Source organism: Zoogloea sp. JDB1 (genome assembly GCF_056724025.1).
Genome location: NZ_CM161496.1, coordinates 2,522,182 through 2,540,253, shown reverse-complemented (window position 1 = coordinate 2,540,253; position 18,072 = coordinate 2,522,182). Strand labels below are relative to the sequence as shown.

17 protein-coding genes are annotated in these 18,072 nt (G+C 66.6%); 5 read left to right on the top strand and 12 right to left on the bottom strand.

Annotated features, from left to right (window positions below):
• The 4 genes from AC1PPK_RS11390 to AC1PPK_RS11375 all read right to left on the bottom strand — a co-directional run bounded on the left by AC1PPK_RS11390 (position 1) and on the right by AC1PPK_RS11375 (position 5,289).
• Entirely contained in the window at positions 1 to 1,917 is a 1,917-nt protein-coding gene (locus tag AC1PPK_RS11390) for a glycosyltransferase family 2 protein (protein ID WP_481117929.1), read from the bottom strand.
• Positions 1,918 to 2,048: 131 nt separating this feature from the next.
• Positions 2,049 to 3,092: a DUF4214 domain-containing protein gene (locus AC1PPK_RS11385; protein ID WP_481117928.1), complete on the bottom strand. Its 1,044-nt coding sequence runs from the start codon at positions 3,090 to 3,092 to the stop codon at positions 2,049 to 2,051.
• Between the two features lie 32 nt (positions 3,093 to 3,124).
• Complete coding sequence (locus tag AC1PPK_RS11380; protein ID WP_481117927.1) at positions 3,125 to 3,895, bottom strand: hypothetical protein; 771 nt, start codon at positions 3,893 to 3,895, stop codon at positions 3,125 to 3,127.
• A gap of 212 nt (positions 3,896 to 4,107) precedes the next feature.
• Complete coding sequence (locus AC1PPK_RS11375; protein WP_481117926.1) at positions 4,108 to 5,289, bottom strand: methyltransferase; 1,182 nt, start codon at positions 5,287 to 5,289, stop codon at positions 4,108 to 4,110.
• Between the two features lie 48 nt (positions 5,290 to 5,337).
• Between AC1PPK_RS11375 and AC1PPK_RS11370 the strand changes: the two genes are divergently transcribed.
• The 5 genes from AC1PPK_RS11370 to AC1PPK_RS11350 all read left to right on the top strand — a co-directional run bounded on the left by AC1PPK_RS11370 (position 5,338) and on the right by AC1PPK_RS11350 (position 11,160).
• Positions 5,338 to 5,892 carry a DUF924 family protein gene (locus tag AC1PPK_RS11370; RefSeq protein ID WP_481117925.1) on the top strand — a complete coding sequence of 185 codons (555 nt, stop codon included), beginning with the start codon at positions 5,338 to 5,340 and terminating at the stop codon, positions 5,890 to 5,892.
• Between the two features lie 172 nt (positions 5,893 to 6,064).
• Entirely contained in the window at positions 6,065 to 7,903 is a 1,839-nt protein-coding gene (locus tag AC1PPK_RS11365) for a response regulator (protein WP_481117924.1), read from the top strand.
• A gap of 30 nt (positions 7,904 to 7,933) precedes the next feature.
• Positions 7,934 to 8,353 carry a hypothetical protein gene (locus AC1PPK_RS11360; protein ID WP_481117923.1) on the top strand — a complete coding sequence of 140 codons (420 nt, stop codon included), beginning with the start codon at positions 7,934 to 7,936 and terminating at the stop codon, positions 8,351 to 8,353.
• Between the two features lie 124 nt (positions 8,354 to 8,477).
• Positions 8,478 to 10,415, top strand: a complete 1,938-nt coding sequence (locus AC1PPK_RS11355) for a peptidase U32 family protein (RefSeq protein WP_481117922.1) — start codon at positions 8,478 to 8,480, stop codon at positions 10,413 to 10,415.
• A 61-nt stretch (positions 10,416 to 10,476) separates the two neighbouring features.
• Positions 10,477 to 11,160 carry a hypothetical protein gene (locus AC1PPK_RS11350; RefSeq protein ID WP_481117921.1) on the top strand — a complete coding sequence of 228 codons (684 nt, stop codon included), beginning with the start codon at positions 10,477 to 10,479 and terminating at the stop codon, positions 11,158 to 11,160.
• 34 nt (positions 11,161 to 11,194) lie between these two features.
• Here the strand turns inward: AC1PPK_RS11350 and AC1PPK_RS11345 are convergent, their stop codons facing one another.
• From AC1PPK_RS11345 to madM, 8 genes are read right to left on the bottom strand one after another with little or no spacing between them, the layout of a single operon-like run.
• The gene (locus tag AC1PPK_RS11345) at positions 11,195 to 12,106 is read right to left on the bottom strand and encodes a malonate decarboxylase subunit epsilon (protein WP_481117920.1); all 912 of its coding nucleotides are present in this window, start codon (positions 12,104 to 12,106) and stop codon (positions 11,195 to 11,197) included.
• A gap of 8 nt (positions 12,107 to 12,114) precedes the next feature.
• The gene (mdcB, locus tag AC1PPK_RS11340) at positions 12,115 to 12,993 is read right to left on the bottom strand and encodes a triphosphoribosyl-dephospho-CoA synthase MdcB (protein ID WP_481117919.1); all 879 of its coding nucleotides are present in this window, start codon (positions 12,991 to 12,993) and stop codon (positions 12,115 to 12,117) included.
• Positions 12,986 to 13,654 carry a malonate decarboxylase holo-[acyl-carrier-protein] synthase gene (mdcG, locus tag AC1PPK_RS11335; protein WP_481117918.1) on the bottom strand — a complete coding sequence of 223 codons (669 nt, stop codon included), beginning with the start codon at positions 13,652 to 13,654 and terminating at the stop codon, positions 12,986 to 12,988. The genes mdcB and mdcG overlap by 8 nt, the downstream gene beginning before the upstream one ends.
• Positions 13,655 to 13,665: 11 nt before the next feature.
• A complete protein-coding gene (mdcE, locus tag AC1PPK_RS11330) occupies positions 13,666 to 14,376 on the bottom strand; it encodes a biotin-independent malonate decarboxylase subunit gamma (RefSeq protein WP_481117917.1) in 711 nt (236 codons plus the stop codon).
• Entirely contained in the window at positions 14,373 to 15,287 is a 915-nt protein-coding gene (locus AC1PPK_RS11325) for a biotin-independent malonate decarboxylase subunit beta (protein WP_481117916.1), read from the bottom strand. The genes mdcE and AC1PPK_RS11325 overlap by 4 nt, the downstream gene beginning before the upstream one ends.
• Positions 15,284 to 15,598 (bottom strand): malonate decarboxylase acyl carrier protein, encoded by a 315-nt coding sequence (mdcC, locus tag AC1PPK_RS11320; protein WP_481117915.1) that lies wholly within the window; start codon positions 15,596 to 15,598, stop codon positions 15,284 to 15,286. Before mdcC ends, AC1PPK_RS11325 begins: the two co-directional genes overlap by 4 nt.
• Before the next feature lie 5 nt (positions 15,599 to 15,603).
• Positions 15,604 to 17,259 carry a malonate decarboxylase subunit alpha gene (gene mdcA / locus AC1PPK_RS11315; protein WP_481117914.1) on the bottom strand — a complete coding sequence of 552 codons (1,656 nt, stop codon included), beginning with the start codon at positions 17,257 to 17,259 and terminating at the stop codon, positions 15,604 to 15,606.
• Positions 17,260 to 17,294: 35 nt separating this feature from the next.
• A complete protein-coding gene (gene madM, locus AC1PPK_RS11310) occupies positions 17,295 to 18,056 on the bottom strand; it encodes a malonate transporter subunit MadM (protein WP_481117913.1) in 762 nt (253 codons plus the stop codon).
• Positions 18,057 to 18,072: the final 16 nt, after the last annotated feature.

Here is an 18,072-nt window from a genome sequence, read left to right as displayed (position 1 = left end):
TCAGACAGGAGAAAGGGAGGCCCCCGGATGGCGCGCAGCCAGCCATGCCGCCGGATCGAATCGTTCATCCAGCCGGACGATCTCCTCCCAGCCGCGTACGGGACTGGAAGGGCTGGCCAGCACCGTCGTGCAGCGCAGCAAGGTGCTCAACAGGCTGTCAGGGATCACGCACTGCGGTGCATCGGGCTCGGGCGGAAGCACATTCACCACGCTGCTCCGCCACAGGGCTTCCGTCCCGAGGCCGAGGCACAGCAGCGCGAACGGCGCCCCACCTTCGGCGGGTCGGCTGGCGATCAGGCGGGCCAATTGCAGAGTCTTGCTATGACCCACGGCATCGTCGGGTTCCAGGCGTACCGCAATCCAGCACGCGGCAGAAGGTGGAGCGCTTTCTGAAACATCTGACTTTTCTGGCTCTCCCAGCGCATCCGGCAGGCTGGCATCTTCATCTCGATCCGCGTACCAGTCGGCCCCCGCCTGGCGCAAACGCTCAAGAATCACCTTCCGCATGGCGTCCAGGGGGTCATCGCGCAGGAACCGGGCGTATTCCATCTCGTGATCCGGATAGCGGGCCGCCAGCACTGCCTTGTTCTGGACGACACGCAGAACCTTTTCGTCACCAAAGGACGCGGTACCCGAATGGGCAACAAACACGCCTGACGCCAGCAAATGCCGATACCCGGCACGCCGTGCGCGCAGGCACCAATCCACTTCCTCGTTGTAACCCCGCAGCAGATCCACGTCATCCAACCCACCGATCTCGTCGACGACCTGACGCCGCATCAGCATCGCAAACCCGCAGCAGGTCGGCAATTCGTACTCAGTCGTCAGCCCCGCCTCACGGACCGCCGCAACGATGCCATCGACTCGCGCCAATTGCGCCGCATCCAGGGCGGGCGCCGCCGCACCAATGTCAGGCAGGCTGCTGATCTCGCCATTGTTGGACCAGGGCGTCACTGAGGCGATGTCGTCGGCGCTGTTCAGGACGGCACTAAGACGGTCCAGCCAGTCGCCGTGGACCAGCGCATCCGCGTTGAGCAGCAACACATCCCCCGGCACTGCCGCGATGCCCCGGTTACAGGCACCGATGAAACCGAGGTTGAAGGGATTGCGGAGCAAGCGTATCCGTCCGCTCACGGCCTTGCGGTCCAGCCATTTCCGCAGGGCTGGATCGGGACTGGCATCGTCCACGACGATGACTTCCGCCGAGCAGCGGTTGTGCGGCAGGCTGGCCAGCACGCTGTCAATGCAGCGGCTCACCAGCTCGAGCTGGCCATACACCGGGATCACGATGCCAAGCGCCGCGTGCCCCTGTGCTTTTATTGCGCCTGTGGCCGGCTTGCTGGCACCGGCTTCGACGGTCACCGGCGCCGGGACAAAGGACAGCGGCGAGCCTTGCAGGATCTGCCCCGCGGTGACCGAATCGCCTGCGGCATCCGGCGCCAAGGCCAGCGACCACACTCCCGCTGCAGCCCTCCACGGAATACGGAAGCGCTGCCCGTTCGCCGGCACGTCGAAAACCTGCTGGCGCGTTCCATCAGACACGAGCAAACGCCGGGTCGGCCCTGCCCCTGCCGCGGCAAACACCATGCCTTCGATGTCCTCGCCCTGTTTCCAGCAGGCACCGAACGTCGCCAGTCCAGCAGCACGCAACAGCGTCAGCAAACCCGCATGCGTCCCGCTCCGGCAACGTTCGGGCAGGAACACCGGGCCGAGGCGCGCCGCCGCATCCCGCTTCCCGGCGGCGACCCATGCCTGCAGCAAGCCATCCTGCAGCAGGGGATTGGCCGGTGCGGCCCGCCAGGCCGCGTACCAGGCCACGGCCGCCCGCGACGGGCTGCAAGCCTCCAGCACCTTGGCCCGCAGGAGCGCCGCGATGTCGCTGCGCGGCGTCCTTCGGCAGACGGTTTCCGCATACAAGGCAGCCTCGGCCCACCGGCCCGCCTTGTATGCGGAAACCGCCCGCCCGAGCAGGAAATCATCCCGCCTGGTGGGCAGACAAACGAAAGAAAAAGGGGCCGAAGCCCCTTTCGAACCGACAGAGTCGGTCATTAAATGATGCCGGTCACGATGGTCACACTACCGATAACCTGGGCTTCGGTATGAATGCTGCCGTCGATGTTATGGGCACCAACCTGAGCGAAGCTCAAGATCAGATCGGCACGGGTCGAACCATGCGCCAGCGCATCGGTCCAGTACGCGATACCCGCGTCTTCGCCAGCCCGCCCAAACGTATGCTCGTACAGCCCCTGGACAAAAGCAGTATCGCTGAGCGCCGCTTGAGATGTAAATTCTGGGGAGCGCGTGAAGGCATCCGCAATCTGCTTCAGCGACACCCCGGCGCGACCCACGTCGAACCAGAAGTCCAGACCGCCCGCATCCGCCGTACGCCCAAAAGCCGTTTCATACAGGGTCGCGACTGCAGCTTCAACAGAATCCTTCGCAAACACGAGGGCTTTACCCTGGTCGAGTTGGACATACTGGATCTTGGAGATGTCCGTCACCTTGTGCGAGGTGTTGTCCGTTACCACCGCGTGGCCGTTTTCAGCTGTCACTGAGTAGTTGGTTGCGCTACCACCCAACTTCACAACGGCGTAATTACCGCTACCGCCGACGATCGTGCTGTTGCCGAGACCAGCCTCGACAGTGTCAACGCCCCCACCGGTCACCACCGAACTGTCGCCCGTGCCGAGAATAACCTTGGTATTGCGCGCATCAGCGACGACGATCCTATCGCCACCGGCAGTGCCGACCACGACACGATCAACGGTACCGGGCGGGGACGCCGGTACGGTGCTGCCGTCATTGATTGTTGCAACAATCCCTCCGAGGCCCTGGAAAATCACCACCGGCGCATTCGGTGGCGGTGTGATGGTCGTCGGAGAGCTGTCTGACGAACCGATCAGGACCACTTCAGCACCAGACGGAACCGTGACGTTACCGTTGGAATCAGGCTGCACCGAATCGAAACGGACCACACTGTCCGAAGTCCCGGTGGTCAGTGCAAGAATGTCATTGATCGTCGAAGCAGAAAAGACAACCGGATTGGCGTTATGCAACGCATCCGTAACTGTTTGCTGGTCGGCATCATACATGGGGAAAAACTCCATTCTGCTAAATACTGCAATTACAAATCACACGCGCCGACTTTCAGGCGCAGTGCCGCTAAGTGCTCCAAGCCGCTTGGCCCACTCATTACTCCACCTTCGGTGCAAGCCTTGAAACCCCCGGAAAAAAAAGCCTCGCCCATCAACCGGTAATTCCCTGCCCTCTCCCCGACCAAGTCCAGGCGTACCTCGGTGATGCGCATTCCCGACTCGCGCACGCCACAGAAATTGCCGGTATTGACTGTTGGCAGGTAACCATGCCCTTCCAATAACACACTATAGGCAATGTCTACGCCAAGTGGCCTATCCGGCCACTCCAACTGAAAACCGGTGATCGAACGCAAATTTTCCGGGCTGCCGAGACGCACGCCCTCCGACGCGACCATGTCACCACGACCATCCACATAAGCAATGATCGACACGCCCTCAGAGGCCACGGCGATGGGGCCGCCATCGGAATCATCCCGTGCACTACTGCTGAGCGTTGGCTGCATCGAATCATCAACATCCAGACGCTGAATACGCACCGTTGGCACTTCTTCATCGTCACGCTGCAGAAACGCAGTCAGCAATATGCGAGCGGGCCGATCCGTCACCCGCCACACGATGCAATCACCCGGCCCACGAAGTACACAGTCGGAGGTCCCCGGCATCGTCAGGCTCTCGACGCCTCCAGCATTCCCATCCAAATCGGCTACTCGGGACACGCAGAACGGAGCCCCGCCAACCTTCGGGTGGCTCAACGCGTATAAACCGGGCGACAAGGTAATGACTTCATTTCGCAAAATCATTCCGACATCACCATCATCGAGTGTGTGACAAATCCAATACCATGAAACCAGTTGCAAATACCATCAAGAAATCAAGCACTAGCCTCGCTGATGCAGAACCCGGCGAAGGATCCAATCATACATATGTCATAGCATCACCCCTTGCCCCAAGTCAAGCCTAACAAAATATTCTGCAAGCTTTGCGCAAGGTTTATAAATGCGAGAATGTATCATCAAAGCGCTTTAGCCAGCACCATCAGATTCCTTGGCGTCAGGCTGCGCTCGCAGAAGGTGCCGACCTCGACCCGGAAACCGGCTTCCTCGAGGCCTCGCGTCAAGTCCATGACCAGCCACATCTCCAGCGGACGGCGGAAAGCGTGGCGGACCAGTTCCAGGCGACGGACTTCGCCGCGGCGCCGTTCGCCAACCGCCAGCCAATGCGCCCAATCCACGTCCGCCGGCAAGCTGACTCCCTGGCGACGCGCGGCTGCCGCACCGTAAGCAGGAAAGTCGCCGGACAGCAGTTGTGACGGCATTGGCGGAAAGGGCCGGATCGCCTCTCCTTCGAACGCATTACGTAGCGCGATGAAAGCCAGTTTCCAGGCCTGATCGCGAGCCAGACGCTGACGCAGGCGTTGCGGGGCGGTCACGGTTTCGGTCACTGCCAGGCGCAGCGCACGCCCGTCTAGCGGTAAGGACGCTTCGCGGCTGACCGGCCGGTAACCATCCTGATTCTGGGCACCGCGGTAATAGCAGCAGGGTGCAATGCGGTAGCCACGGGCGCCGTCCACCGCGGCTCCGCGCACAAGGCTGCGATGCAACTCGCCGCAGGCATGCAACGCGAGCACCTCCCGCCCATGCACATAGGCACGGGACGCCGGCTCCAGCGCATCGGCGCACAGCACCTGCTGGTCGACACCGACACGTGCCGCCAGCCTCCCGGCGTCCTCGCACAAGTCCCGGTCGATCTCCAGCGAACTCACCGGCTGGCCATCACTGAGGGCCAACCGGCGGCCGAGGTGGCCCTTGCCGGCGCACCACTCCAGCAGCGGCGCGGCCACCGCCGGCCCATGGCTGGCGAAGGCCTCGATCTGGGCCCGCTTGCGGCCGGGGATGAACCAGTCGAAATGCGTCCCGCTCGGCGCCAGGCTGCGGGCCGGCAGCGGCGCCGCATCGCTCAGGTACCCCAGTTCACTGGCAAACGGTAGATGGCCCGCCAGCCAGGCGCGACAATCGTCCGGCGACGCGACCAAGGCTTCGAGTTCGGCATCCTCCAATCCAAGCGCCACCTCCGCCAGCGCCGGCCATTGCTCACACCAGGCAGGGCGATGCACATAGAATGGGGGTGGCTGCCAGAACGCCTGGCTGTCCTGCAGCAGCGACTGAAGCGCCAGGAAGCGCGCGCGATGATTCATGATTCCGTTTTACAACCCTGCCCCGCAAAACCAGGAGGACAACGCAGCATGGCCGCATCCCTGCCCGACTCCGAAGCCATTCTTGATTTCTGGTTCAAAGAAAGCACGCCCAAGCAATGGTTTGCCCGCTCGGACGAGTTCGATCGTCTCATCGTCACCCGCTTTAGCGCGGTGCATTCGGCTGCAGCCAGTGGTGAATTGCACGCCTGGCGCGCCAGCGCCGACGGCCGGCTGGCGGAGATCATCGTGCTCGACCAGTTTTCCCGCAACCTCTTCCGCGACGACCCACGCGCCTTCGCCACTGACGGCATGGCGCTGGTACTGGCTCAAGTCGCTGTCGAATGCGGCGCCGACCTAGAACTACCGGTCGCCCGCCGCGCCTTCCTGTACATGCCCTACATGCACAGCGAGTCGGCACTGATCCATACCCACGCGGTCCGTCTGTTCAACCAGCCGGGTCTGGAAGGCAATCTGGACTTCGAACTGCGCCACAAGGCCATCATCGACCGCTTCGGGCGCTACCCGCACCGCAATGCCGTACTCGGGCGGCCGTCGTCTCCGGAGGAGATCACCTTCCTGCAGACTCCCGGCTCTTCGTTCTGACGCCTGGACCGCTCCCGACTCCAATTCAAGCCACTGAAAATAATCATTTTTATCATTTATCTGAACGCCAGATCGAACGGGTGTGGCGAAGTACACACCCGCGACTCCGCGTAACACTTTTCCCCTCGGCGGGCATGGACAATCGGACCACCGCGATCCGATCTGCCGCCCCGTGACTCACCATACCGCCTCCGCTCCCGACTCCACGCTGGCCTACGGCCTGTTCCTGCGCTTTCTCGATTCGCGGCTCGAAAAGCACTTCAGCATCTATTACACCGACTACTATCACCGCTTCGCCCAGGCCAGCCTGGTGCTCGGCCTGCTCCTCGTACTGGGCGACTGTGCGGTGGATTTCATGGTATTCCCTGACGTCACTGCCAACCTGAGCCGGCTGACGCTCAGCGTGCCCTTGCTGATGCTGTCCATCGGTTACTCGTTCACCGACATCGCCAGGCGCAACTGGCAGGCCGTCATGGCAGGCTCGCTGGTCTGCATTTCCCTCAGCCTGTTCTGGGTTCTGGCCCGCATCGATGGCCAGGGCGGCGCCGACGGCCTGTCGTCGTGGGTCGGCGTGCTCAACTTCACCTTCCTTGAGCTCTACATCTTCGTGATTCTCGGCGTGCAGTTCCGCATCGCCTTCAGCGCGGGCCTCATCATCCTCGCCGCCTTCATGTACGCGATCCGCACCGGGATCAGCAGCGAGTTCCATGCCTTCGCCTACTGGAGCTATCAGGTCCTCACCGTCTTCATCCTCGCCGCCGGTGTGGGCTGGTGGCGGGAATGGCTGATTCGCCGGGATTTCCTCGCGCGCACGGAGCTGGAACGGGCACGCGACGCCGCCGAGGCGGCCAGCCTCGCCAAGAGCACCTTCCTCGCCAACATGAGCCACGAGATCCGGACACCGCTCAACGGCATCCTGGGCATGGCCCACCTGCTCCAGCGCGGCGCAACAACGCCAACGCAGCAGCACCAACTCGACAGGATCATCGGCTCCGGCCGCCATCTCCTCGGCGTCATAAACGACATCCTCGATCTGTCGCGGATCGAAGCGGACAAGCTCGAACTATCGCAGTCGCCCTTCACGCTGCCGGAACTGTTCCGCACGCTGGATGCGCTGATCGGTAGCGCCGTGCACGACAAAGGGCTGCTGCTCGCGATGGACATCGACCCGGCGCTGACCGGCCTTCAATTCATCGGCGACGGCCAGCGCGTCGGCCAGGTGCTGCTGAACCTGACCGGCAACGCGCTGAAGTTCACCGCCGAAGGTGGCATCAGTATCCGCGCCCATAAGCTGGAGGACGACGAGACCGGCCTCGTGCGGGTCCGCTTCGAAGTCAGCGACACCGGCATCGGCATCCCGCCCGATGCGCTGGAGCGGATCTTCGAGGCCTTCGAGCAAGCCGACCACTCCACCACCCGGCAATACGGCGGCACCGGTCTGGGACTCGCCATCAGCCGGCGCCTCGTCAGCCTGATGGGCGGCAGCATCGGCGCCGATAGCCAGCCCGGCAGTGGCAGCACCTTCTGGTGCGTCGTAGGCTTCGCTGCGACTCCCTCACGCGCGACCCAAACCGCCTTGCCGGCCGCCCCTGAGCCGCGCGCCCTACCGCAGGGCGTGCAAGTGCTGGTGGTCGAAGACGAGCCGGTCAACCTGGAAATCACACGCGAATTGCTCGAAGAGGCCGGCCTGCGCGTGGATTGGGCCGAGAACGGACGCATCGCGGTGGAGAAGGCAGCCAGCAAGCGTTACGCGCTGATCCTGATGGACATGCAGATGCCCGATGTGGACGGCCTCGAAGCCACCCGCCGGATCCGCCAGCTGCCTGAGTACGCTGGGGTACCGATCCTGGCGATGACCGCCAACGCCTTCTCGGAAGACCGGCGCCGCTGCCTGGGCGCCGGCATGGACGACTACCTGATCAAGCCCTTCGAGCCCGATGCGCTGCTCGACGCCATGGAACGCTGGCTGGGACAGCCGCCTGAACAGGACGTCGGCGTCGTGGTTCAATGAGGGCTTTCGCCCCCATCCGGAGCCCCAACCGTGAAGCGCCTTTCCACCCTCATCCTGTGTATCGCCTGCAGCGCAGCCTACGCCCACGCTCCGTTCACCGGCGAAGACTTCAGCGGCACCTACGACTGCACCGGCGACGACAGCCACGAAGGCAAGTACACCGGCACCGTGACCCTCGAACGGGTGCCCGCCCAAAGCACCGGCAAGCTCGGCGCCTACAGCTTCAAGCTGGAGGTCCCCGGCTACGGCACCTACCCCGGCCACGCCGCCGCCAACGGCCGCCAGATGGCCATCCACTTCGCGCTGAACGACACCAGCACCCAAGACTACGGCACCGGCATCGCCGCCTTCAGCAAGACCAAGGCCGGCAAGTGGCGCTTCAGCAAGTACTACTACGAGCCCGAATTCAAGGGCGGCAACTTCGGCACCGAGACCTGCGTGCACCGCTGAGCAAACGCACATTCAGGCCCGGTGCGGCTTTCCGGGCCATGGTCGACGCACTCCGCGGGACCGGGGATAATGGCGGGTTGCAAGCTGCCGGACGAGCAGCGCACTCACCCCCGAGAGCACCACCATGACCCATTCCCGCAAGCAGCTCGAACTCCTCGCTCCCGCCAAGAACGCGGACATCGGCATCGAGGCCATCAACCACGGTGCCGACGCCGTGTATATCGGCGGCCCGGCCTTCGGCGCCCGCGCCAACGCCGAGAACACCATCGCGGACATCGAGCGCCTGACCCGCCACGCCCACCGCTTCGGCGCGCGCATCTTCGTCGCCTGCAACACCATCCTCCACGACGAGGAAGTGGCCAGCGCCGAGCGACTGATCCGCCAGCTCCACGAAGCCGGTGCCGACGCGCTGATCGTGCAGGACATGGGCCTGCTGGAGCTCGACCTGCCGCCGATCCAGCTGCACGCCAGCACCCAGACCGACATCCGCCATGCCGACAAGGCGCGCTTCCTGCAGGACGTGGGCTTCTCGCAGATCGTGCTGGCACGGGAGATGACCCTCACCGAGATCCGCAAAGTCGCCGCCGCCACCGACTGCGCGCTGGAGTTCTTCGTGCACGGCGCGCTGTGCGTGGCCTTCTCCGGCCAGTGCTACATCAGCCACGCCCACACCGGCCGCAGCGCCAACCGCGGCGAGTGCTCCCAGGCCTGCCGCCTGCCCTACGACCTCGCCGACAAGGACGGCAACCTGGTTGCCAGCAACCAGCACCTGCTGTCCATGAAGGACAACAACCAGAGCGCCAACCTGCGCGCGCTGGCCGAGGCGGGGATTTCCAGCTTCAAGATCGAAGGCCGCTACAAGGACATGGCCTACGTGAAGAACATCACCGCTCACTACCGCCTGCTGCTCGACGAGATCATGGAGGACACGCCGGAATACAGCCGCACGTCCGCCGGACGCAGCACCTTCCTGTTCCAGCCACTGGCCGACAAGACCTTCAACCGTGGCGCCACCGATTACTTCGTGAATGGCCGCCAGGCCGACATCGGAGCCTTCGACTCGCCCAAGTTCGTCGGCGAACCGGTGGGCAGCGTAATCCGCCTGGACGGCAAGCAGCGCCGCTGGTTCGACACCACCAGCGCCGTCGAGCTGCACAACGGCGACGGCCTCAGCTTCTACGACCGCAAGGGCGAGCTGGTCGGCCTGCGGGTGAACCGCGCCGAGCGCGTCGGCGACGATTTCCGCGTGCACACCGCCGACGCGGTACCCGCAGAGCTCTTCCCCGGCAGCGGCGTGTTCCGCAACCGCGACCATGAGTTTGAGAAGATGCTCGAGAAGAAGTCCGCCGAGCGCCGCATCGCCGTCGACCTGCGCCTCACAGAGACGCCGGACGGCTTCGCGCTGACCCTCACCGACGAAACCGGGGTGTCCGCCAGCGCCGAACTGCCCCACGCCAAGGAGCCCGCCAAGGACGCCGAGCGCGCCCTCGCCGGCCTGCATGACAACCTGGGCAAGCTCGGCGCGACGATCTTCAGCGCCCGCGCCATCGAACTGCAGCTCGACCAAGCCTGGTTCCTGCCCGCCGGCGCCATCAACGCGCTGCGCCGGGAGGCCGTGGACAAGCTGGAAGCAGCCCGCCTCGCCGCGCTGGCGCCGCTGCCGCGCCGCGCGGCGGTCGAGCCGCCGGTGCCGTATCCGCAGACCGAACTCAGCTACCTGGCCAACGTGCTCAACCAGAAGGCACGGGACTTCTACCAGCGCCACGGCGTGCAACTGATCGAAGCCGCCTACGAGGCCAACGAGTACGTGGACGACGCCTCGTTGATGATTACCAAGCACTGCCTGCGCTACAGCTTCAACCTGTGCCCGAAGGAAGTGAAGGGCATCCGCCCCGACCCGATGACGCTCATCAACGGCAAGGAAAAGCTGACCCTCCGGTTCGACTGCAAGCGCTGCGAGATGCACGTGGTCGGCAAGATCCGCCAGTCCGTACTCGACATGCCGGCGGTGCCGGTGGTCTTCCATGCCAAGGTGCCGGACGGCTTCCACGCACCCCATTGAACTCCGTGGAGGGCGGATTCATTCGCCCTCCATACCTCCGTCAAACTCCACACCCGTCCCCATGAAGATCGCCCTTGCCGTCGTCCTGCTGCTCCTCGCCCTGATCGTCGGCCCTGCCGCGTGGCAGTACACCCACTTCGACCCAAAGGCCGTGCCGACGTCCGGCCTGCCGTGGCAGATCGACGTTTTGCCGGGGGGCGAGGCGCGGGTCTTCGGGCTGACCCTCGGGCGCAGCACACTGGCCGACGCGCGCGCCCGCTTCGGCGACGAGTTACAGCTGGCGGTGATCGCCGAGCCGAACGAGACGGGCAACGTGGAAGGCTATTACGAGAGCGTCACCACCGGCTTCGTGGCCGGCAAGCTGATCCTCACTGCCGACTTCGACAAAGCCACAATTGAGGGCATGCGCGAGCGCTCGCCGAAGACCGAGTACATGCAGAGCACCACCCGTAAAGCCACGCTGGCCGAGGCCGACCGTGCCGCCGCCCTCGCCGCGCCGATCCGCGGCCTGGCCTTCATCCCCAGCGTCAATCTGGACGACGCGGTGATCCAGGAACGCTTTGGCACGCCAGCCGAGCGCATCCGCGTCAATGATCACCTGGAACACCTGCTCTACCCGGAAAAGGGCCTGGACCTGGTGCTCGACAGCAAGGGCAAGGAGCTCCTGCAATACGTCGCGCCAGCCCGCTTCGAGGCCCTGCGCGCCCCGCTCAAGGCCCAGGCCGTGGCACCGGCCAAGCCCTGAACCCCACTCGCTGAGCCCGGCTCAGCGCGCGGGATTAGCCCCGCGCCTTTACCCAGTCGACGATGCCGGCGACACTGCGGAAATCGTCCGACGCACGCACCGGCACACCACAGCCCCGCTCGCCCCACATGCGCGCCAGCGCATTGCCGGGGCCGATCTCCAGCACCGCGTCCGGCTGCATCTCCAGCACCGCGCCCAGGCAGGCATCCCAGTCCAGCGGCGTGCTGATCTGGCGCGCCAGCGCGTCCATGCCGTCGGCTGCAGTACGGGCCGCGCGCCCGTCGACGGCGCTGAAAACAGGGAACGCCAGCCGGCCGTCTCGGTACGGTTCCAGCAAGGTCGCGAAGCCGGCACTGGCGGCGGCGAGCAGCGGCGTATGGGACGGCGTTCCGACGCCGAGACGCACCACCCGGCTGGCCCCGGCTACCTGCGCCAGTCCTTCGGCTTCATCCAACCCGGCGGCACGCCCGCCGAGCACGAAGTGGTCCGGCCCGTTGCGGATCGCCACCTGCAGATCGCAGCGTGCAGCCAGTTCCGCCACCATGTCGGCACGCAGGCCGAGCACCGCCAGAAGTCCGGCCGCGCCGTCCACGCAGGCATTCATCAGCTCGGCGCGCCGCGCGCACAGTTCCACACCGGCCTCCAGCGGGAAAGCCCCGGCAGCGCAGCAGGCCGCCATCTCGCCGAGGGAATAGCCGGCCACGCACACCGGCCGCGGCAGCGCAGGCAGCAGCTGACGCCACAGGTGCATCTGGTAGGCGAAGATCAGCGGCTGGGCGACCCGGTTGGCCAGCAGTTCGACGACGGACGGTGCCGCCGCGCTCCAGGTTGCCGGGATCGCCTCAGCCAGCGCCGCCTCCAGTTCGGGCGATGCACCTTGCCGCAAGGCGTCGAAATGGGCCGGCTGCTGGTTGCCCTGCCCGCTGAACAGAATCGCCAAGCGCATGGGTGGCCTCAGAGTGCGTCGAGAAACAGCGTGACCCCGAGCAGGTCGGCGCTGCCGCCGGGACTCAGGTTGCGCGCGACGAATTCCCGGTGGATGTGCTGCGCCCTCGCCTCCCAGCCGTCCGCGGCTACGCCACCGGCAGCGAGAAAATCCAGCGCACGCCACTGGGCGAAAGCCAGGCCTTCCGGCCCGCCGCGCCACAGCAAATTGGTGTCATCCAGGCGAGCGATCAGCGCGAACAGGCATTGCAGCGCCGCCCGTTGCGGATCGCCCGTCAGGCACAGAGCGTCCCGGTAAGCCGGCAAACCCAGCTCCAGCGCCGCCGGAAAACCATCCGCAGCCTCCCGCCGGGCACCGCCGCTGCCGTAGCGCCGCGCCACCTCGGCCCCGTGGCTGTGGGATGTGGAACTAGCCGAACCGAGGATCGCCGCGCCCCAACGCCGTGTCACCTCGGCGCACACGTCGGCAGCGGCAAAATCACGCTCCTCCGTATGCAGAGCACCGGCGGCCGCACACAGCAAGCCGATATTGAAGATGGCTCCGCGGTGCGTGTTGATACCGCTGGTCGCCTGCAGCATCTTGGCCTCCGCCGCCACGCCGAGCTGACGCAGCGGTTCGAAGGACGGGCCGGCGGCGCCGACGCGGGCGATCTCGGGGAAGTAGTCGCGCAGGGACTGCAGGCTGCGCACGAAGGTCCGGAAATCCATGTCCGCGTGGCTGCCGGAATCGGCCGGGCTGACTAGGCCGGGCTTGGGCGACAGTTCCACCTCCCGGTACAGGGCGCGGATGGCCAGGCTGCCGACGCGGACCGCAAAGCCCTCTCCGGCGGCGGTGGGCAAACCGGCCGGGCGGACATCCTCCCGGCGCTGGGCAAGGGCGTCAGACATTCAGCGCATCCTCCTCGAACTGTTCCAGCACCACCGACAGCGGCAGCAAGCCAACGTCCACGCCGCCCTTCACGAGCACCCGCGCGTTGGCCTTGCCCCAGGCGGATACCAGTTCCCGCCAGGCCACCGCGCAGCCGTCCGGGAAGCGGATCTCCCCGTCGAGCCCGCAGGGCAGCGCCACCGCGCCGTCGGCTAGCAGACGCAGACAGGCCTCGGCCTGGGCGACGGAGGCCACATCGCAGATCAGGTCCACATCGGACTCCGCGTGGCGGTAAGCCTCGCTGCTCAAGGCCTCCCAGGCTAGCGAGCCGTAGACGCCGACGCTGACGCCGGCCGCCGCCAGCCGCTCCGCCAGCGCGGCCAGCGGCGCAGCCACGTCGTCGGCCAGGCGATGCAGGCACTCGGCGATGCTCAGCGGACGGCGGACCTGCAGCAGATCCCCCTTCTCCACCAAGCAGCCGACGCGCCGGCGCCCTTCGGCAGCCGGCAAGGTCAACCCCAGCAGCGCTTCGCTGCCACCGGCCAACTGGCGCGCGACCACCAGTGGGCGGCCGGCGGAGATCCACGCAGCGACCCGCGCCGACAGGGCTTCGTCGAGCGCCCCGCACAGGAAGCGAACTGGCGCCCCTGCACGCACCATGGCCAGATCGTGGCGACGCATGGCGGCGCGCCTCAGGCCGACACCACGGCCGCCGCCGTGGCTGCGGCAAGGCGGCGACCGCCCCGCTCCGCTCCGCGCGCCATCCGCTCATCGACGGCCGGCCCGGCGGCCTGCTGGCCGGCCAGCGCGGCCTCCAGCTGCGTGGCGGAAGGCGCATCCCAGATCGCCTCGATGGCGCCCATGCGCAGGTAGTTCTCCACACCTGGTGCGAAGGTCGGCGACGCGGCGGCGAGTTCCTGCAGGCGTTCGTGGGGGATCTTGGTGACCCGCGCCATCGCCTTCAGGTCCATCACGCGCACCTGGGCGTCGGCCAGCGCATAAGTCTTGTCCGCCATCAGGCCGAAGGACAGGAAGCCGCCGCTGACCGCTTCGCCGGTGACCAGCGCGAGACTCGCATGCCTCTGGCGGCGGGCCAGGTCCACGCAGCGGGCCAGGTGGGCCAGGCTGCCGTTGAGGCACAGCAGCTCCTCGGCGCGGGACAGGGCCTGGCCCTTGGTGTCGACGAGGAAGACGATGGGCCGGCCGGGATGCTGGTCCACCACGTCGAGCACCCGTCCGGCCAGACCGAGGGCGATGTCGTGGCCGATGGCCGCCGCGTCGGTGGTGCCGAGCACCGCCACCGTGCCAAGCGCCGTCTCGGCGAAGCCGGCAACGAGCTGACCATGGACGCTGACGTCGTGTCCGGCCGGGAAGAGGCCGTCGAGAATGTGCTGGAGGCTCATGCCGGCAATCCTTTCTTCAGGGCGACCAGGCTGTCCCGGTCCATCATCGGAATCTGTCGGGGTTCGGCAACGCCGAGGGCCTGCCACACGTCGAGGCCGTCGCGCAGGCCGGCGAAGCGCTGGCGGCGCTCGGTCAGGCGCGTTTGCTCGGCGCGCAGCGTGCTGCTCGCCGGTGCCGGCTCCTGCCAGCGGGCGAGCAGCGCGATGGCGCCGTCACGGAAGCTGGCCGCGTCGTCCTCCACCAGTTCGACACAGTCGCCGGTCAGGTAGCGGTGCTTGCCGCCGGTGACGCGCCACACCAGCGCGCGGTCCTTGGAGTCGAACTCCTCGACGCCGGCGACGGTCTCGATGACCTCCGGGCCGGACAGGGCCAGCCGCCCCTCCTCGGACATCACGATCGCCGAGCACAGGCGCGACACGATGCCCATGCCGCCGAAGGCACCGCAGCTACCGCCAACCAGCGCGATGACCGGCACACCGGCCGCCCGCGTGTCGAGCACCGCACGCATGATCTCGGAGATGGAGATCAGTCCGGCGTTGGCTTCGTGCAGGCGCACGCCGCCGGAATCCGCCATGAAGATCACCGCCGCCGGCTTCTGCTGCACCGCGCGACGCAGCAGGCCGACGATCTTGGCGCCGTGTATCTCGCCCACCGCGCCGCCCATGAACTGCCCTTCCTGGGCGATCACCAATACCGGCCGACAGCCGAGGGTCGCCGCGCCGACGATCACGCCGTCGTCGAAGGCGCCGGGGATGTCCAGCACCGCCAGGTGCGGGCTGGGCTCGGACGCCTCCGGCGGCAGGAATTCATGGAAGCTGCCGGCATCCAGTACCGCAGCCACGCGGGCGCGGGCGCTGGCCTCGAAGTAGCTGCGGCGCAGTACCAGCTTGTTAACCACGGGCGCGTTCATTGGACACCTCCGGTGTATTCGCCGAGGGCCTGGCCCAGGCGCAGGCTGACGACCGCCGGGGTCGCGCCCATGTCGTTGATGGCGATGCGGGTACCGCCGGCCGCATGGCGGGCGGCGAACTCAGCGATGACGGCCTCCCAGATGCGGCCGAAGCCGCGGGCCGAGGTCTTCACCGACACCACACAGGCGTCGGCGTCGTCGCCCGGACGGATCAGGATCTCCAGGTTGCCGGAGCCGACCACGCCGCACAGGGCCGCGCCGGCCGCCGGCGTGGCGGGCTGGGCGGGGAAACGGAATTCGAGTTTTTCCATGGGGCTCACCAGTTGCGGAAACGGGCCGGCGGGGCGTAGAGGCCGCCCGACCAGCGCACGAGGTCTTTGATGGAACGGGCCGCGAGCAGATCGCGGTTGGCCCGGCGGGGATCGATACCCAGGTCTTCGGCGCGGCGGATCACGCCACGCTGGCGCAGCTGCTCGACCATCTGACGGTCGCGGGCCATGCCCACCGGCGTGAAACCGGCGACGCCGCGGATCGCCTGCTCGCGCTCCTCCGGCGTACGGCACAGCAGCAGGTTGGCGATGCCCTCCTCGGTCACGATGTGAGTCACGTCGTCGCCGTAGATCATGATCGGCGGCAGCTCCATGCCCATGCTCTCCTGCAGCTTCCAGGCGTCCAGCTCCTCGACGAAGACCGGCGCCATGTGCTCGCGGAAGGTCTCGACCATCTGCACCACCAGCTTGCGGCCGCGGATCGCGTTGGGCCCGCCGGCTTCGCGGCCGGCCTTCAGCCAGGCCGGCGAGGCGTGGCGACGGCCGTGGGGATCGGAGCCCATGTTGGGGGCGCCGCCGAAGCCGGTGATGCGCCCCAGCGTGGCGGTCGAGCTGTTGCCGGCCAGGTCCATCTGCAGCGTCGAGCCGATGAACATGTCGCAGGCGTAGAGGCCGGCGGTCTGGCTGAAGGCCCGGTTGGAGCGCATGCTGCCGTCGGCACCGGTGAAGAACACGTCGGAGCGGGCCGCGATGTAGTTCTCCATACCCACTTCGGAGCCGAAGCTGTGGATGGACTCGACGCAGCCGGACTCGATGGCGGGGATCAGCGTCGGGTGCGGGTTGAGCGCCCAGTGGGTGCAGATCTTGCCCTTCAGGCCCAGCTCGGTGGCGTAGGTCGGCAGCAGCAGCTCGATGGCGGCGGTGTCGAAGCCGATGCCGTGGTTGAGGCGCTTGACGCCGTACTCGGCGTAGATGCCCTTCAGGGCCATCATCGCCATCAGCACCTGCACGTCAGTGATCTGCGCCGGGTCGCGGGTGAACAGCGGCTCGATGTAGTTGGGGCGCGGCGCGACGACGTAGAAGTCCACCCAGTCGGCGGGGATGTCCACCCGCGGCAGCGTGTCCACCAGCTCATTCACCTGGGCGATCACGATGCCGCCCTTGAAGGCCGTGGCCTCGACGATGGCCGGCGTGTCCTCGGTGTTGGGACCGGTATACAAATTGCCGGCGGCGTCCGCCGCGTGGGCGGCGATCAGGCACACGTTCGGGGTCAGGTCCACGAAATAGCGGCCGAACAGTTCCAGGTAGGTGTGGATAGCGCCGATCTCGATTTGACGGTCCTGCACCAGGCGGGCCAAGCGGCCGCCCTGGGGGCCGGAGAAGGAGAAGTCGAGCTTGCTGGCGATGCCGCGCTCGAACAGGTCCACGTGGCTGGGCAGGGCCAGTACCGACTGCACCATGTGCAGGTCGTGCAGGTGTTCGGGACTGCAGTCGGCCAGGGTCTCGGCGAGGAAGTCGGCCTGCTTCTGGTTGTTGCCTTCGAGGCAGACCCGGTCACCCGGTTCGATCACCGCTTCGAGCAGCTCGCCGACGCGGGGCGCCTCGACGCGGCGCGCCAGCCCAAGGGCGGCGGCCCGTTCCAGGCGCTGCAGGCGGCCGCGGCGACGGGTGTCCCAGGCTCCGGCAGGATGGGGAGCGTTCATGGAATCTCCTGTTGTGTCAGGTTGGGGAAGCCGGCTCAGCCGACGATGGCCTTGGTGGCCAGGAACAGGACCGACGGACCCATCAGGCAGCCCAGGCCGGTGTGGAAGGTGGCGACCAGCGCACCGTAGGGCACCAGGCGCCGGTCGGTGGCGGCAAGGCCCGCCGATACGCCACTGACGGTGCCGGCGAGGCCGCCGAAGACCATCGCCGAGCGGGGGTTGTTGAGCCCCATGAAGCGGGCGGCGACCGGCGTGAACACCATCACCATGATGGCCTTGATGAGGCCGGTGGCGATGGCCAGGGCCATCAGGTCGGAACTGGCGCCAATCGCCGCGCCGGTCACCGGGCCGACGATATAGGTCACCGCGCCGGCGCCGATGGTGGTCATCGCCACCGCGTCGGTGTAACCCATCGACCAGGCCACGCTGGCGCCGACGATGAAGGGAATGATGGTGCCCAGCAGCAGGGCCATCACGCCGACCAGACCGGCTTTCTTGGCTTCGTCCACATGCACCTCGAAGGCCGTGGCGACGATCGCGAAGTCGCGCATCATCGCGCCGCCCATCAGGCCGATACCGGTAAAGATCTTGAGGTCGGCGAGGCCTTTGCTGCCGCCGGTCTGGATGCCGCCCCAGTAAGCCAGCGCCAGGCCGATCACGATGGCGATGGCCGAGCCATGCACGCGACCGAAGGTGAGCTTGCGGGACAGGTGGACCGAGATCCACATGATCAGGCCAACGAAGGCGAAAGCCGCTACCAGGGGGTTTTCGCGCAGGGCGTGTTCAATCATTTCCATGGTGTCTTCCTCTCCT

Excerpts from the sequence above, each read along its gene's own strand:
- AC1PPK_RS11385 (WP_481117928.1), bottom strand. The coding sequence starts at position 3,092 with ATGTATGATGCCGACCAGCAAACAGTTACGGATGCGTTGCATAACGCC.
- AC1PPK_RS11325 (WP_481117916.1), bottom strand. The coding sequence starts at position 15,287 with ATGAACGCGCCCGTGGTTAACAAGCTGGTACTGCGCCGCAGCTACTTC.
- AC1PPK_RS11380 (WP_481117927.1), bottom strand. The coding sequence starts at position 3,895 with ATGATTTTGCGAAATGAAGTCATTACCTTGTCGCCCGGTTTATACGCG.
- AC1PPK_RS11375 (WP_481117926.1), bottom strand. The coding sequence starts at position 5,289 with ATGAATCATCGCGCGCGCTTCCTGGCGCTTCAGTCGCTGCTGCAGGAC.
- mdcA (WP_481117914.1), bottom strand. The coding sequence starts at position 17,259 with ATGAACGCTCCCCATCCTGCCGGAGCCTGGGACACCCGTCGCCGCGGC.
- madM (WP_481117913.1), bottom strand. The coding sequence starts at position 18,056 with ATGGAAATGATTGAACACGCCCTGCGCGAAAACCCCCTGGTAGCGGCT.
- mdcB (WP_481117919.1), bottom strand. The coding sequence starts at position 12,993 with ATGTCTGACGCCCTTGCCCAGCGCCGGGAGGATGTCCGCCCGGCCGGT.
- AC1PPK_RS11345 (WP_481117920.1), bottom strand. The coding sequence starts at position 12,106 with ATGCGCTTGGCGATTCTGTTCAGCGGGCAGGGCAACCAGCAGCCGGCC.
- AC1PPK_RS11370 (WP_481117925.1), top strand. The coding sequence starts at position 5,338 with ATGGCCGCATCCCTGCCCGACTCCGAAGCCATTCTTGATTTCTGGTTC.
- mdcG (WP_481117918.1), bottom strand. The coding sequence starts at position 13,654 with ATGCGTCGCCACGATCTGGCCATGGTGCGTGCAGGGGCGCCAGTTCGC.
- mdcC (WP_481117915.1), bottom strand. The coding sequence starts at position 15,598 with ATGGAAAAACTCGAATTCCGTTTCCCCGCCCAGCCCGCCACGCCGGCG.
- mdcE (WP_481117917.1), bottom strand. The coding sequence starts at position 14,376 with ATGAGCCTCCAGCACATTCTCGACGGCCTCTTCCCGGCCGGACACGAC.
- AC1PPK_RS11355 (WP_481117922.1), top strand. The coding sequence starts at position 8,478 with ATGACCCATTCCCGCAAGCAGCTCGAACTCCTCGCTCCCGCCAAGAAC.
- AC1PPK_RS11350 (WP_481117921.1), top strand. The coding sequence starts at position 10,477 with ATGAAGATCGCCCTTGCCGTCGTCCTGCTGCTCCTCGCCCTGATCGTC.